The organism is Streptomyces sp. NPDC008079, assembly GCF_042957385.1.
GTDB lineage: Bacteria > Actinomycetota > Actinomycetes > Streptomycetales > Streptomycetaceae > Actinacidiphila.
This window is the reverse complement of record NZ_JBIBIC010000009.1, coordinates 8,419-24,884: the sequence shown is the minus strand read 5'-3', so window position 1 is coordinate 24,884 and position 16,466 is coordinate 8,419. Positions and strand designations below refer to the sequence as shown.

Below are 16,466 nucleotides of genomic sequence, written 5' to 3'. Positions count from 1 at the left end.
GCTCGGGGCCGAGGGCCCCGCGGTCAGGGGTCGCGGATCACATCGCGCCGACCGTGAGCAGGTCCGCCAGCGCGGAGCGCAGTTCGGCGCTGGCGAGCATCATGTGGCCGCCCCGCACGGTGGTGACCCGGCACGGCCCGGTGGTCTCCGCCGCCCACGCGGCCAGCCCCGGCGCGTCCACCACCGGGTCCAGGTCGCCGGCGAAGACATGCACCGGGCAGGACAGCGGCGGCAGTTCGGTGGGACGGCGGTAGGTCTCCGTCATCCGCAGGTCGGCGCGGAGCGGCGGAAGGAACAGGTCGAGCAGTTCAGGACTGTCCTCGACGGCGGGCAGCGCGCCCTCCAACGTCCGCAGGCCGCTCAGCAGTTGGGCGGGCGGCGCGTTGTGCAGCGGCGGCAGCGCGTGCGGGGTGCGGGGCGAATTGCGTCCCGAGACGATCAGGGCGGCGGGCGGGCCGACCAACTGCGAGAGCCGGTGAGTCAGTTCGAAGGCGACCACGGCGCCGAAGCTGTGCCCGAACACCGCGTAGGGTCCCTCGATACCGGGTGCCAGCTCGGCCGCGAGGGTACGGGTCAGCGTGCCGATGTCCTGGGCGAGCGGTTCGCGCCTGCGGCTGCCGTGGCCCGGCAGGTCGACCGGGCGGACCCGCGCCACCTCGGCGAGGCCGGGCCGCCACGCGTGGTACATCACCGCGCTGCCGCCGGCATGGGGCAGGCACAGCAACTGGGGCCGTAGGGCGGGAAGCAGCACGGCCGCGGACCTCCTGTGATCGGGCGCACCGGATGGTCCCTCGATCCTCGCCGTTGCGGCGGCACGGGGCCACGGCCGTGAGTACTCATCATTAATGAGGACCCGCACGTGAAGCGGAAGCGGCGCCTCCCCCGTAAGTACGCACTTCGGGGCGTGTGTGCGCGGGCGTAATTCATCAGGTCTGGTGAAGTCCTCCGGCGGCGCCCGTAGCTACGTTTGGGGCCCTGGCCGAGCCGACCGCGACTTCGTGGAGTCGGGGGTTCCGCCGTGTCAACCCCGGACTCCGGAAGGTCGCTACGCATGTCCGACAGTTCTGATCCGCAGCTCGGCTACGACGAAGTCCTCGCGGAGCTGAAGGAGTTCGTCGAAACGCGATTCCTGCCCGAGGGCGAGGAGGGAATCGAGCCCGATTCCCCGCTGCTCCAGCTCGGAATCCTCACGTCGCTGAACACCACCGAGCTGATCGCCCATATCCACGACAGGTACGGGCTGTTCATGCCGCCCGAGTACATCGTCGGCAGGAACTTCAAGAGCCTGGACGCCATCAGCAAGCTCGTGGTCCGGATCCAGACCGACCCCGCCGCCATGGCCTGACGCTCTGTCCGACGCCGCTGTGCCGCCGCCGCTTTGACGCGGACGCGAACCGCCCGACCGGAAGCGCGGCCCGTGCCGAGGCAGGGCCCGTCCGATCCGACTCAAGAGGAGCAGTCTTGTCCGCAGTCGACTATGACATCGGGATCATCGGTGGAGGCCCGGCAGGCTCCACCGCGGCCTCATACCTGACCAGGGCCGGACTCACCGTCGCGGTCTTCGAGGGGGAGACCTTCCCCCGCGAGCACGTCGGTGAGTCACTGGTGCCCGCCACCACCCCCGTACTGCGCGACATCGGCGCGCTCGACCTCGTCGAGCAGGCCGGATTCCCCCGCAAATTCGGCGCGGCCTGGACGTCCGCGGCACCGGCCGGCATCCCCACCATGGGCTTCGGCGGCCTCTCGCACGGCCTCGGCGCCGCCGAGATCGAATTCGACGAGCGCGACCAGCCCGGCGTCCTCCAGTCCCACACGTACCACGTGGACCGGGGCAAGTTCGACCAGCTCCTGCTCCAGCACGCCGCCTCCTGCGGCGCGAAGGTCTTCGAGAACACCCGCATCGGCAGCGTCGACTTCTCCGGCGAGCACCCGGTGATCCACCCCGTCCGCGACAAGGACACCGGTGTCACCGTCCGCATGGTCGTGGACGCCAGCGGGCGCGGCACGATGCTCGGCCGCCAGCTCAAGCTCAAGGTCCCCGACCCGGTGTTCAACCAGTACGCGGTGCACACCTGGTTCGACGGCCTGGACCGCACGGCCCTCTCGCACGACAAGAAGAAGGCCGACTACATCTTCATCCACTTCCTGCCGCTGACCGACACCTGGGTCTGGCAGATCCCGATCACCGACACCATCACCAGCGTCGGCGTCGTCACGCAGAAGAAGCACTTCACCGCCTCCAAGGACGACCTGGAGGGCTTCTTCTGGGAGTGCGTGGGAAGCCGCCCCGAACTGCGCGCCGCGCTCGAGGACTCCGAGCGCGTACGCCCCTTCAAGGCCGAGGGCGACTACAGCTACGGCATGAAGGAGATCACCGGCGACAACTTCGTGCTGATCGGCGACGCCGCGCGCTTCGTGGACCCGATCTTCTCCAGCGGCGTCAGCGTCGCGCTCAACAGCGCCCGCATCGCGACCAAGGACATCATCGCGGCGGCGGAGGCCGGGGACTTCAGCAAGTCCCGCTTCACCGAGTACGAGCGGACCCTGCGGCGCGGGGTGAGCAACTGGTACGAGTTCATCTCCATCTACTACCGGCTGAACATCCTGTTCACCGCCTTCGTGCAGGACCCCAGGTACCGGCTCGACGTCCTCAAGATGCTCCAGGGCGACGTCTACGACGACGACGAACCGCGCGCGCTCGCCGCGATGCGGAAGATCGTCGCCACGGTCGAGAACGATCCCGACCACCTCTGGTACAAGCACCTGGGCAGCCTGTCCGCGCCCTCAGCGGCGGCGCTGTTCTGATGACCGATCAGGCCCCGGAGGCGGTGGCGATCATCGGTGCCGGCTGCCGCTTCCCGGGCGGCGTGGCGGACCTGGCCGGATTCTGGCGGGTGCTGCGGGACGGCACGGACGTGATCACCGAGATCCCGCCGTCCCGCTCCGACCTCGCCCGGCACTACGACCCGGACCCCGACGCGCCAGGCCGGACGTACACGCGCTGGGGCGGTTTCATCGAGGACGAGACGCGTTTCGACGCGGAGTTCTTCGGTATCGCCCCGCGCGAGGCCCGGCAGATCGACCCGCAGCAGCGGATGCTCATCGAGGTCGCCTGGGACGCGCTGGAACACGCCGGGATCGTCCCCGGCAGCCTCGCCGGCACCCGTACCTCCGTCTTCTCCGGCGGCCTGAGCGTCGACTACTTCCTGCGGCACTCCCGCGAGGCGGGCGTCCGCGGCATCGACCCCTGGTACGCCTCGGGCAAGGAGGCCAGCTTCGGCCCCGGGCGGCTGTCGTACCTGCTCGGCCTCAACGGCCCGAGCGTGGCGCTGAGCACCGCCTGCTCCTCGTCGCTGGTCGCCGTGCACCTCGCGCGGCAGAGCCTGCTGACGGGGGAGTCCGACACCGCGCTGGTCGGCGGCGTCAATCTGCTGCTCTCCGCCGAGCTGACGGTGTTCATGTCCAAGGTCGGCGCCATGGCCAAGGACGGGCACTGCAAGGTCTTCGACGCGGCGGCCGACGGAATCGTCCGCGGCGACGGCTGCGTGGTGCTCGTCCTCAAGCGGCTGACCGACGCGCTCGCCGACGGCGACCGCGTGCTGTCCGTGATCCGCGGCTCCGCCGTCAACCACGACGGGCACAGCGCGGGACTGACCGTGCCCAGCGCCGCCGCCCAGCAGTCGCTGCTGCGGGACGCCCTGGCCGCCGCGGACGTACGGCCCGACGAGATCGGCTACGTCGAGGCGCACGGCACCGGCACCCCGCTCGGCGACCCCATCGAGATGAGCGCGCTCGCCCGGATTCTCGGCGAAGGACGCGACGCGGAACACCCGCTGCTGGTCGGCTCGTTGAAGACCAACTTCGGGCACACCGACGGCGCGGCGGGCGCGGCCGGTCTCCTCAAGGCGGCACTGGCCGCACAGCACGGCGAGATCCCCCCGCATCTGCACCTGGACCGGCTCAACCCCGGTATCCGCTGGGACCGCTGGCCGGTGCGGGTGCCGACGGACCTCACCGCGTGGCCGGACGGCGGCGGGCGGCGACTGGCCGGCGTCAGCGCCTTCGGGCTCAGCGGCACCAACGCCCATGTGATCGTCGAGGCACCGCCCGCGGTCGCCCCGCCCGCCGAGGCGGCACAGGACCGGCCGTCCCGGCTGCTCCTGCCGGTCTCCGCGCGCTCCGGCGCCGCGCTGCGCGAACTGGCCCGTGCGCACCGCGACCGGCTGCTCGACCAGCCGGAGGCCGAACTGGCCGCGTACGTCACGGCGGCGGGCACCCGGCGCACCCAGCACCGGGAGCACCGCATCGCCGTCACCGGCAGGACGGCCGCCGAACTCGCCCAGGAACTCGGCACGTTGCTGGAGACGTCTCTCGACACCGCCGTGCCGGACCTGGCGGCGGAAGAGCGAGGCGGCGCGCAGTGGGGCGGCACGGACGCCGGGGACTTCGGCGACCCGGGCGACTCGGGCGACGACCTGCCGCAGGTCTGCTTCGTCTTCTCCGGGCAGGGCGGCCAATGGACGGGCATGGGCCGCGAACTGCTGGCCCACGAGGACGCCTTCCGGACCGAACTGACCCGCGTGGACGAGCTGATCGCCGCGGAGGCGGGCTGGTCGGTGATCGGCGAACTGACCGCGGACGCCGAGCACTCCCGGCTGACCCGGACCGAATTCGCCCAGCCTGTCGTCTTCGCCGTGCAGGTGGCCGCCGCCGCGCTCTGGCGCTCCTGGGGCGTGGAGCCCGCCGCCGTCATCGGGCACAGCATGGGCGAGATCGCCGCCGCCCACGTGGCGGGCGCCCTCACCCTCACCGACGCCGTACGCGTCATCGTGCACCGCGGACGCCTCCTCCAACGGGCCGAGGGCGGCGGCCGGATGGCCTCCGTGGCCCTCCCCGAAGCCGACCTGCTGCCGCTGCTCGCCGCATACGGCGACGACGTGACCGTGGCCGCCGTCAACAGTCCCGCGAGCACGGTCGTCTCCGGACGCACCGAGGCCGTCGAGGCCCTGGGCGCCGAACTGGCCGAGCTCGGCCACGGCTACCGCGCGATGCCCGGCGAATACGCCTTCCACAGCGCGCAGATGGCGCCCTACCAGGACGAACTCGTCGCCATGCTCGGCGAGATCACCCCGGCGAAGCCGCGCGTGCCGGTCCACCTCACCTGCGAGCCGGGCGCCGAGGGCCCCTTCGGCGCCGACTACTGGGGACGCAACCTCCGCCAGCCGGTCCGCTTCTCCGCCGCGCTCGGCCGCGCGCTCGACGCCGGTCACCGCCTCTTCGTGGAGCTGGGCCCGCACCCGGTGCTCGCCCAGCCCGTCGTCCAGAGCCTGGAGGACCGGGGAGTCGACGGGCTCGTCGTCCCCACCCTGCGCCGCGACACCGACGACGTCGCCACCGCGCGCACCTCGCTGGCCAGGCTCTACGCCGCCGGGGTCGACATCCGCTGGCCCGAGGTCAATCCGGGACCCACGGCCGTCACTGACCTGCCCGGCTACCCGTGGCAGGGCGACAAGCTGTGGTTCGACATCCCCGCGCCCGACGCGAACGCCGATGCCGACACCCTGCCGCAACTGAGCGCACTGCACGGTGAGTTGAAGCTGTACGACGAGGCCGGGCGGCTCGTCGCCGAGACCGTGGGGCTGCGCCTGAGCACTCCGGGCACGCCGCTGTCCGAGACGGCGCCGCCCGCCCTGCCCGCGCCGGTGGACGCCGCTCCCGCCACCGCTCCGGCGACCCCGGCGCGCCCCAGCCGCGACCAGCTCGCCGACCTGGTCGCGGACGCCGCCGCGGAGGTGCTGGGGCTGGCCTCCGGCACCACCGTGGCGCGCGGTCGCGGCTTCACCGACCTCGGCATGGACAGCCTCGGCGCCGTCGAGCTGTGCAAGGTGCTGGAACGGTCCGTGCCGCTGCGGCTGCCGAAGACCGCGGCCTTCGACCACCCCACCGTGCGGCGGTTCGCCGACTACCTCGACGGCCTGCTCGGCGACGCCCCGGCTCCCGCGCCCGCCGTGGCCCGCACGACCGACGCGGCGGCCGTGTCCCGTACGACCGACACGCCCGCGGCTCCGGCCGCGCCGACCGGCACGCCCGGCGCGCCCGAGCCGATCGCCGTCATCGGCGTCGGCTGCCGCTTCCCCGGCGGCGCCGAGGGTCCGGACGCCTACTGGCGGCTGCTGACCGCGGGCCGCGACGCCGTACGCCGCGCCCCCGACGGCCGCTTCGACGACCCGCGCGTGTGGTGGGGCGGCTTCCTGGACGACGACCCGGCGGGCTTCGACGCGCCGTTCTTCCGGATCCCGCCGCGCGAGGCCAAGGTGATGGACCCGCAGCAGCGGATGTTCCTCGAAGTGGCCTGGGAGGCACTGGAACACGCGGGCGTCCCGCCGACCTCGCTGGCCGAGTCCCGCACCGGGGTCTTCCTCGGCATGAACTCCACCGACTACGCCCAGATCGTGGGCAGCCACCCCGACAACGTGGACGCCTTCTACGGCACCGGCACCTCCTTCAGCGCCGCCGCCGGCCGCCTGTCGTATCTGCTCGGCATGCGCGGCCCGAGTCTGGCCGTCGACACCGCCTGCTCGTCCTCGCTGGTCGCGGTGCACCTCGCGGTGGCCAGTCTGCGCTCGGGCGAGAGCGACCTCGCGGTCGCCGCGGGCGTCAATCTCATCCTCGGCCCCACCATCCACCGGGCCAGCGACGCCGCCGGGGCCCTCGCGGCCGACGGCCGGTGCAAGACCTTCGACGCCACCGCCGACGGATACACGCGGGGCGAGGGCTGCGGAGCCGTCATCCTCAAGCCGCTGTCCGCCGCCCGGCGCGACGGCGACCGGGTCCTGGCGCTGATCCTCGGCTCCGCCGTCAACCAGGACGGTGCCAGCAGCGGCTTCACCGCCCCCAACGGTCCCGCGCAGGAGACACTGCTGCGCGCCGCACTCGCCGACGCCCGCGTCGGCGCCGACGACATGGACTACGTCGAGGCGCACGGCACCGGCACTCCGCTCGGCGACCCGATCGAACTGCGGGCGCTCGGCGCCGCGTTGGCCGGACGGACGACCCAGCAGCCCTGCCTGGTCGGCTCGGTGAAGACCAACATCGGCCACCTGGAAGCCGCGTCCGGCATCGCGGGACTCATCAAGACCGTCCTGGCCCTGCGGCACGAGACGGTGCCCGCGCACCTGCACTTCACGCGGCCGAGCCCCGACATCCCCTGGGACGAACTGCCCCTGGACGTCCCGACCGAGGCCCGCCCGTGGGCCCGCGGCGAGCGCCGCAGGGTCGCCGGGGTCAGCGCCTTCGGCTTCAGCGGCACCAACGCGCACATCGTGCTCGCCGAGGCCCCCGCGACCGACGCCTCTGATGCCTCCGACGTCCCCGATGCCCCCGGTACCTCCGACGCGGACGACGGCGCTGCCCTGACCGCCCGCCTCCACGTCCTGCCGCTGTCCGCCGCGTCCCCCGCCGCACTGCGCGACCGGGCCGCCGCCCTGCGCTCACTGCTCACCGCCGAGCCGGACGGCGACGCGACACGGGACGCGCACGGCGCGGAACCGGCCGCCGTGGCGCGGACCCTGGCCGTACACCGCTCCCACCTCGACCACCGGCTGGTCGTCGTGGGCCGCGACCGCGCCGCGCTCGCCGAACGACTGACCGCCGTCGCCGACGGTGACAGCGTCCCCGGCACCGTCCTCGGCAAGGCCGCCGCACGCGCACGCGGACCCGTCTTCGTCTTCTCCGGGCACGGCTCCTACTGGCCCGCCATGGGCCGCTCCCTGCTGGCCGCCGACCCGGTGTTCCGGGACGCGATCGCGGACTGCGACGCCGCGCTCGCCCGCCACCTGGACTGGTCGGTGCGCGAAGCGCTGGAATCCGCGCGCGAGCCTTCGAACGAACTCGACCAGCAGATCATGCTCTTCGCCACTCAGTACGGCCTGACGGCGAGCTGGCGCGCCCTGGGCGTCGAGCCCGCCGCCGTGCTCGGCCACAGCATGGGCGAGGTGTCGGCCGCCCTGTGCGCGGGCGCGCTCGACCTGGCGCAGGCCGCGGAGATCATGGTGCGCCGCACCCACCTGCTGCGGGCCCTGGTCGGCCAGGGCGGCATGGCCGTGGTCGGCCTCGACGCCGACCGCACCGAGGACGAACTGGCACCGTACGGCGACCGGTTGTGCGTCGCCGTGGTCAACAGCCGACAGTCGACGGTGGTGTCGGGAGAGACGACCGCACTGGAGGAACTGGGCGCCCGAATGCGCGCGCGCAACGTGTTCTTCCGTGCGGTCAACGCCGGCGGCCCGGCCCACAGCCCCTGGGCCGAGCCGCTGCGCGAACAGCTTGTACACGCCCTGACCGGCCTGGCCCCGGCCGCCCCTCGCCTGCCGATGTACTCCTCGGTGGACGGCGCGCCGCTCGCCGCCGACACCCCCCTGGACGCCGCCTACTGGGGCCGGAACCTGCGGCAGACCGTACGGTTCGCCGACGCCGTACGCGCAGCGGCGGCGGACGGACACGACACCTTCGTGGAGCTGTCCGCCCACCCCATCCAACTCGTGCCCATCGAGCAGGAGTTGCGGGCCGCGGGCACCGACGGACTGTTCGTGCCGTCACTGCTGCGCGACCAGGACGGCCCGGAGTCGCTGCTCACCGGGCTCGGCGCCCTGCACGTCGGCGGCCAGGCCGTGGACTGGCCGCGGCTGCACCCCGGGAACGGCCCGCTCGCCGAGCTGCCGACCTACCCGTGGGAGCACAAGCGGTACTGGGTCGACCAGCGCGACGCCGCCCCCGCGAACAAGGGCGCCCACCCGCTGCTGACCCGCGACGTCCGCACCCCGTCGGGCCGCGTCGTGGAGACGGACCTCGACGCCCGTACCGCCACCCGGCTCGGCGCCGAACCCGTGGGCGCCGCGCTGCGGGTGCCCGGCGCCACCTGGCTGGAGCTGGCCGTCGCCGCGGCCGGGACCGCCTTCGGCCCCGGCCGCCCCGTCCGCCTTGAGGAGATCACCCTCGACCGCCCCCTGCTGGTCCCGGCCGACGGCTCCGTCACCACCCAACTCAGCCTGGAACGCGCCGCGTCGGGCGACCGGCCGGGTCTGGCGCTCACCTTGTGGGAGCCCGCCACCGACACCGCGCCGCGCCCCCGCCGCCTCGTCTCGGGCCGCGCCCTGCCAGGACGCGCGCCGTCCGACACCGCTGCGGACGCCCCGCCGCACCCGCGCGGCCCGGTCGACGAGGCCCTGCGCGCCTGGGTGGCCCGGCACGCCACCGGGGACTGCGCGCCGACCCCGGAATCGGCCCGGACCGCCGACGGCCGCATCGAACTCGAACTGCGGCTGCGCCCGGCCACCATGCGGTGGCACCTCGCCCCCGACCTCCTCGAACTCGCCCTGCGGCTGCCCGCGTTCCTGCTGTCCACCGACCCCGCCGACCCGGCGCCGCTCCCCGCCTCCCTCGACAGCCTCACCCTGTACGCGGCCCCCGACGACCGCGTCCTCGTCACCGCCGCCCTGCGCCCCGACACCGCGGGCGACCCGACCGCCGACATCCGCCTGACCACCCCCGAGGGCCGGCCGCTCGCCGAGATCACCGGCCTGCGCCTCGCCCCGCCGCGAGGCCGCGTCCTCAACCAGGAGGAGACCGCGCGCCTCACCACCAGCCTGTACGTCCTCGGCTGGCAGGAGCGCCCGCTGACGGTCCGTCAGCCCGAGCAGCGGCCGGCCGAAACCCAGGCTCGGCTCGAAGCCGGGACTCCGCAGCGCGGCTTGACCGCCCATGTCCCCGCCCAGCGGGACGGCCTCGGCGCATCGCGGACCGACGACCCGTCCACAGCCGCCGGGGGAGCGGGGGCGCTCCTGACCGGACCCGTCACCGTCGTCCTCGCCGACCGCGGCGGCGTCGCCGAAGAACTGGCACGGGCACTGGCCGCACAAGGCCGGCCCACGACCCTGCTGGCGGCCGACGGCGAGCCCGACACCGTACGGCAGCGACTCGCCGACGCGCTGCGGGAGTTGCGCACCGGGCCCGGCTGCCGGGACGTCGTGCACCTCGGGGCGCTGGACCTGCCGGAGCGGGACGAGCCCGACCCCCTCGCCGTGGCCGACGCGTGCGCGGGGGTGACGGCGGTCGCCTCCGTGACGGCGGCGGTCGGCAGCGGCGCACGCGTGCTGTACGTAACGCGGGGCGCGGTCGCGGTGGACGAGCTGGAACTGCCCGCCGCCGCACAGGCACCGCTGCGGCAGTCCGCGATCGTCTCCGGCGTGGAACGCCCCACCGCCTGGGGCGCCGCGCTCGACCTGGACCCCCTGACCTCGGGTGTGGCGGAGGACGCGGCGGCCGTCGCGGCCGAACTGCTCGCCCACGGCGCCGACCGCGCCGGAGGCGAGGACGTCGAGGACCAGATCGCGCTGCGCGCCGGACGCAGGCTCACCGCCCGGGTGCTGCGCGCCCCGGCCCCGCCGCCGCTGTTCGAGCCGGTCGAACTGGCCGCCGACCGCAGCTATCTGGTGGCGGGCGCGGAAGGACCGCTGCCCGACCGGGTGGCCGCCTGGCTGACCGCGCGCGGCGCGGGCCGCACGCTGGTCGTGCCCCGCGTGGAGGACGCCAAGCAGGCGACCCGGCTGATCGAGGACGAGGCCGCGGCCGGACACCCCGTCGCGGGCGTGATCTGGCTCGGCGTCGGCTGGAATCTGCCGATCGACCAGGAGCCGACCGCCGCCGCGATCGCCGAGGCGGTCGAGGACCGCGCCCGCGGCGCGTGGCTGCTGCACCAAGCAGCGCTCGACACGCGCACCGACCTGGACCTCTTCCAGGTGTGGGGCACCGTGGCGTCGGCCTGGGCGGCGATCGGGGCGGGCGTGCAGGCCCCGGTGGACGCGCTGCTCACCGCCCTCGCCGGGCACCGGCGCGCCCTGGGCCTGCCGGTCTGCGCCATCGCCTGGGCGCCCTGGCTCGACGTGGATCTGCTGGACCGCGACAGCGCCAACCGGCTGACGCGCAGCGGCATGCGCCCGCTCCCGCCCGGCATCGCCGTGGAACTGCTCGACCGGATCACCGCGGCGGGCCTGACCGGCGCCGCCGCGGCCGACGCCGACTGGGGCCTGCTGCTGCCGCTCTACCAACAGGCCCGCCCCTGGCCGCTCTTCGACGCCCTGGCCGCCGAGGCGGCGGCTGCGCCCGGTGACTCCGGCGCGCTGCTGGACAAGCTGCGCTCGTTGCCCGACGCGGCGCGCGGCGATCTGCTGCTGGAGTGCGTCCTGGAGGAGGTGGCGGTGGTGCTCGGCCTGGACGGACCCGGCGAACTGGAGCCCCGGCAGGGCTTCTTCGAACTGGGCCTGAACTCCATCACGGCGCTGGAGATGAAGGTACGGCTGGAGCGCCGCTTCGGCAGCGCGCTCCCCGCGACACTCGCCTTCGAATACCCGACGGGCGACGCCGTGGCCGGATTCCTCGCCGCCGAGGTGGTCGGCGGATCGGGCGACGAACGGTCTCACGCGCCGCAGCCCGCCGCCGGCAGCGTCACCCGTACCCAAGACACCGGACGCGCCGAGAACGCCGCGACCACCGGACGCGCCGAAAGCGCCGAAGGCACCGCGGACAACGCCACCGTCACCGGCGACCTCACCGATGAAGACGACTACGACGACCCCGACGACGCGGACCTCTTCGCCCGTCTGGACGCCGAAGTCGCCGCCGTGAACGCCCTCATCGAGGGAGACAAGCGATGAACCAGCCCACCGACGGTGCCGGACCCCGCACATCGGACCGTACGCCGGAGCGCGCACCGGACCAACGGTCCCGCCTCGCCCAGGCATTGGAGACCATCGGGCGGCTGCGCACGATGGTCGAGGACCAACGGGCCGCGCTGCACAGCCCGGTGGCCGTCATCGGCGTCGGCTGCCGCTTCCCCGGCGGCGCCGACTCGCCCGAGCGCATGTGGGACCTGCTGCGCGACGGCGTGGACGCCATCGGCCCCTTCCCGCGCGACCGTTGGGACACCGACCCGTACTACGACCCCGACCCCGAGGCGCCCGCGAAGGCGTACGTCGTGGAAGGCGGGTTCCTGGACAGCGCCGACACCTTCGACGCGCAGCTCTTCGGGATCGCGCCGGGCGAAGCGCTCGGAATGGACCCCCAGCAGCGGATCGCGCTCGAAGTCGCCTCGGAGGCGCTGGAGCGGGCCGGCATCCCGCACGACTCGCTGGACGGCTCCCGCACCGGCGTCTACATCGGCGCGAGCACCAGCGACTACGTACGGCTGCGGCAGCAGTACGGCGACCCGGCCGCGATCGACGGCTACCAACTCCTCGGCGAGAACAGCTTCATCGCCGGACGCATCGCGCACACCTTCGGGCTGCGCGGACCCGCGCAGGTCGTCGACACCGCCTGCTCCTCCTCACTGGTCGCCGTCCACCAGGCGTGCCAGGCCCTGCGCCTGGGCGAGACCGATCTGGCACTGGCGGGCGGGGTCAACGTCATCCTGTCCCCGTACGGCTTCGTGCTGGTCAGCAAGGCCGGGGCGGTCTCGCCCGACGCCCGCTGCAAGGCGTTCGACGCCTCCGCCGACGGCTACGCACGCGGCGAGGGCTGCGGTCTGGTGGTGCTCAAGCGGCTCAGCGACGCGGTGGCCGACGGCGACCGGGTGCTCGCCGTCATCCGGGGCAGCGCCGTCAACCACGACGGCCACGCCAGCGGCATCTCCGTACCCAGCGGCAAGGCGCAGCAGGAGGTCATCCGCGCGGCCCTCGCCGACGCGGGAGTCACCGCAGACCGGATCGGCTACGTCGAGGCGCACGGCACCGGCACCGCCCTCGGCGACCCCATCGAACTGCGCAGCCTGGAGACCGTCCTCGGCACCGGCCGTTCGGCGGATCACCCCGTCTACGTCGGGTCGGTGAAGACCAACGTCGGCCACCTGGAGGCGGCGGCGGGCATCGCCGGGCTGATCAAGAGCGTGCTGGCCGTCGGCCACGGCGAGATCCCGGCGAGCCTGCACTTCCGCACGCCCAACCCCAACGTCGACTGGGACGCGCTGCACCTGCGGGTCGCCGCCGAGCACACCCCGTGGCCGTCCGACGGGCAGCCGCGCACCGCGGGCCTCAGCTCGTTCGGCGCCAGCGGCACCAATGTCCACCTCGTCATCGAGGAACCGCCCGCCATGACCACCGAGCAGCCCGAGCCGGACCCGCGGCCGGGGCGGCAGGCAGAAGTGTTCGTCGCGTCGGCCCGCAGCGAACCGGCGCTGCGTGAACTCTCCCTGCGCTGGGCCGACTTCCTGCGCGCCAACCCGGCGACCCCGCTGGACTCCGTGGCCCGCACCATCGCCGCCGGCCGCTCACCGCAGCAGGTCCGCGCCGCCTTCACCGCCCGCGACACCGCCTCGCTCGCCGACCGGCTGCACGACTTCGGGACCGGCGACGGCGGTCCCGCCCCCCGCCGCGCCCAGGCCGCGCACCGCGTGAAGACCGCCTTCATGTTCACCGGCCAGGGCGCCCAGTTCGCGGGCATGGGACGGGAGTTGTACGAGGCCGAGCCGGTGTTCCGGCAGGCTCTGGAGCGCTGCGCCGAGATCGTCGACCCGGTCCTGGACCGACCGCTGCTGGAGGTCGTCCACCCCGTCGAGCCCGACGGCTCGCTCGACAGGACCGGCTACACCCAACCCGCGCTGTTCGCCGTCGAATTCGCGCTCGCCGAACTGTGGGCGTCCTGGGGCGTCCGCCCCGCCGCCGTGATCGGCCACAGCGTCGGCGAGTACGCGGCGGCGTGCGTCGCCGGAGCGGTGGACCTGGAGGACGCGCTCGGGCTGATCGCCCTGCGGGCCCGGCTGATGGAGTCGGTGACCGCGCCCGGCGCGATGCTCGCCGTACAACTGGACGCGCAGGCCGCCGAGCGGGCCATCGGCTCCCGCGCCGACCTGGTCGCCGTCGCCGCCGTCAACGGGCCCCAGGACACGGTCCTTTCCGGCGATGCCGACGCCATCGCGGAGATCCGGGCTGAGCTGGCCCGCGAGGGTGTGACCGCCAAACCGCTGACCGTCTCGCACGCCTTCCACTCGCCGCTGCTCGACCCGGTCCTCGCCCCACTGGAGGAGGCGGCGGCGAAGATCACCTTCCGTGAGCCGCGCGTCCCGCTGATCTCCAACCTCACCGGCCGGCCGCTGGACCGCGCCACCCTCGCGGACCCCGGCTACTGGGCCCGGCACGCCCGGCAGCCAGTCCGCTTCCACGACGGCGTGCTGGCACTGCGCGAGACCGGCGTCGGCGCCTTCGTGGAGATCGGCCCCGGCCGGACCCTGCTCGGCCTGGCCGCCCGCGCCCTGCCCGACCCCGACCTGCTGTGGCTGCCGTCCCTGCGGCGCGGCCGGCCCGAGGCCGAGCAGGTCCTGGGAAGCCTCGGCGCGCTGCACGCCTGGGGCGTACCCGTCGACTGGTCGCGGGTGCACCCGGCCACCGCCGACCGGCACGTGCCGCTGCCCACGTACGCCTTCCAGCGACTGCGACTGAACTTCCCGCTGGCCGACGACACCTCTCCGGTACTGCCAGGACCCGGCGGGGCGGTCGCGGACCCCGAAGCCGCGGACTACCCGCAGTACGCGGTGGAGTGGCGCCGCTCGCCGCGCGCGGGCCGCGCCGCGGATCCGGCCGGGCGCACCCTGCTGTTCACCGACACCACGGGGGTCGGTGAGCGGCTGGCGGCGGAGCTGTCCTCGCTCGGCGGGGAGTGCGTGCTGGCCAGGATCGGCGACGGTCCGGCCGGGCTGCCGGGCGCCCGGAGCGTCCCCGCGGGCGATCCCGCCGCGCTGCGCGCGCTGCTGGCCGACATCGGCCCGGTCGACCGGATCGTGCACCTGGCGGCCCTCGACGCGCCCGGCGGCGACAAGACCACCGTCGAGGACCTGGCGCGGGCCCGTGTGACGGGACCCGAGACCGTGGTGCACCTGATCCAGGCGCTCGCCGAAGGAGCCGCCCAGGCGCCTCCCGGCTCCGCCTCCGAAGCCGCCACCGCCGGGGCCCGGCCGCCCCGGCTGTGGCTGGTCACCCGCGGCGCGCAGGCCACCGGCGAGGAGGAGGCCCCCGAGGGCCTGGCGGGATCGCTGCTCACCGGCCTCGCCAAGGTCGTCTCGCTGGAACACGCCGACCTGTGGGGCGGGGCCGTCGACCTGGACCCGCAAGGCGGCGCGGCCGACAGCGGCGCCGCGGAACTGGCCGAGGAACTGCTCCTCGGGGACGAGGACGACGAGGTCGCCTACCGCGGCGGCGCCCGCCTCGTGCCCCGTCTGATCCGCTCCGGCCCCCCGGCCGACGACGCCCCGCGCCTCCAAGTGACCGGCGACGGAAGCTACTTGATCACCGGCGGGCTCGGCGGCCTCGGGCTGACGCTGGCCGAGTGGCTGGTCGGCCTCGGCGCCCGGCACCTGGTCCTCACCGGCCGCGCGGGCCTGCCCCCGCGTCAGAGCTGGGACGACCCGGCGCTCCCCGCACCCGTCGCCGAGCGGGTCGCCGCGATCCGCGCCCTGGAGACCCACGGCGCGCGGGTGACCGTCGCCGCCGCCGACGTGGGCGACGAGGCGGGCATGGCGGCGGTCCTCGCGGACATCGCCGACAGCGGGCAGCCGCTGCGCGGCGTCATCCACGCCGCGGGCCTGGCCGGGGCGCAGAACATCGCGGAGGCCGACCCCGAGTCGCTGCACGCCGTGCTGCTGCCCAAGGTCGAGGGAGCCTGGACGCTGCACCGGCTGCTGGACGGCGCACCGCTGGACTTCTTCCTGCTGATGTCGTCCATCGCCTCCGTGTGGGGTTCGGCGCACCTGGGCGCGTACGCCTCGGCCAACCGCTTCCTCGACGCGCTCGCCGCCTACCGGCGCGGCACCGGCGCCACCGCGCTCAGCGTGAGCTGGGGCCCCTGGCGGGTGGCCAGCGGCCTGGGCGGCGACGAGCTGATGGCCCGTCTGGAGGCCCTGGGGCTCCGGGCGATCGACCCGGAGACCGGGCTGCGGCACCTGGGCCCGCTGCTCGCCTCCGACACCGCGCACGCCGTGGTCTCCGGCGCCGACTGGACGACGCTCGGCCCGCTGCTGGAATCGCGCCGCGCCCGCCCGCTGCTGACCGAGGTCCGCGCCGACAGCGCCGGTCCCGGCCAGGACCAGGGACCCTCCGAACACCTGCGGGCCGTCCTGGACGCGCCCGTCGACCAGCGCGAACCGTTGCTCGACGGCTACGTCAGAACCGTCCTCGCCGACCACCTCGGCGTCGCGCTCACCGAGATCACCGACGACATCAGCCTGCTCGACCTGGGACTGGACTCGCTGGGGGTGACGCAGGTCATCGCCCGCTACCGCGCCGACCTGGCCCTGCGCCTGGAACCCCGTCCCTTCTTCGAGGAACCGGCCGTCCACTGGGCACGGCTGCTCGCCGCCGAGGTCGCCCGTCAGCACTGACCCACCGATCCGGCTGCACCGGCCGAAGCCCCAGGACACACCGCCG

The 16,466-nt window shown here is 74.4% G+C and carries 5 protein-coding genes; 4 read left to right on the top strand and 1 reads right to left on the bottom strand.

From position 1 onward, the window contains the following. Positions 1-37: 37 nt before the first annotated feature. Complete coding sequence (locus ACFZAM_RS19915) at positions 38-751, bottom strand: alpha/beta fold hydrolase (RefSeq protein ID WP_355334797.1); 714 nt, start codon at positions 749-751, stop codon at positions 38-40. Between the two features lie 300 nt (positions 752-1,051). Between ACFZAM_RS19915 and ACFZAM_RS19910 the strand changes: the two genes are divergently transcribed. From ACFZAM_RS19910 to ACFZAM_RS19895, 4 genes are all read left to right on the top strand, one after another. Next, positions 1,052-1,345, top strand: coding sequence for a phosphopantetheine-binding protein (locus ACFZAM_RS19910; protein WP_355334794.1), 294 nt, complete (start codon positions 1,052-1,054; stop codon positions 1,343-1,345). Between the two features lie 116 nt (positions 1,346-1,461). After that, positions 1,462-2,805: an NAD(P)/FAD-dependent oxidoreductase gene (locus ACFZAM_RS19905; RefSeq protein ID WP_355334791.1), complete on the top strand. Its 1,344-nt coding sequence runs from the start codon at positions 1,462-1,464 to the stop codon at positions 2,803-2,805. Next, positions 2,805-11,711 carry a beta-ketoacyl synthase N-terminal-like domain-containing protein gene (locus tag ACFZAM_RS19900; RefSeq protein WP_391047688.1) on the top strand — a complete coding sequence of 2,969 codons (8,907 nt, stop codon included), beginning with the start codon at positions 2,805-2,807 and terminating at the stop codon, positions 11,709-11,711. The genes ACFZAM_RS19905 and ACFZAM_RS19900 overlap by 1 nt, the downstream gene beginning before the upstream one ends. Then, positions 11,708-16,420, top strand: coding sequence for a beta-ketoacyl synthase N-terminal-like domain-containing protein (locus ACFZAM_RS19895; RefSeq protein ID WP_391047685.1), 4,713 nt, complete (start codon positions 11,708-11,710; stop codon positions 16,418-16,420). The genes ACFZAM_RS19900 and ACFZAM_RS19895 overlap by 4 nt, the downstream gene beginning before the upstream one ends. Positions 16,421-16,466 lie beyond the last annotated feature (46 nt).

Excerpts from the sequence above, each read along its gene's own strand:
- ACFZAM_RS19900 (WP_391047688.1), top strand. The coding sequence starts at position 2,805 with ATGACCGATCAGGCCCCGGAGGCGGTGGCGATCATCGGTGCCGGCTGC.
- ACFZAM_RS19910 (WP_355334794.1), top strand. The coding sequence starts at position 1,052 with ATGTCCGACAGTTCTGATCCGCAGCTCGGCTACGACGAAGTCCTCGCG.
- ACFZAM_RS19895 (WP_391047685.1), top strand. The coding sequence starts at position 11,708 with ATGAACCAGCCCACCGACGGTGCCGGACCCCGCACATCGGACCGTACG.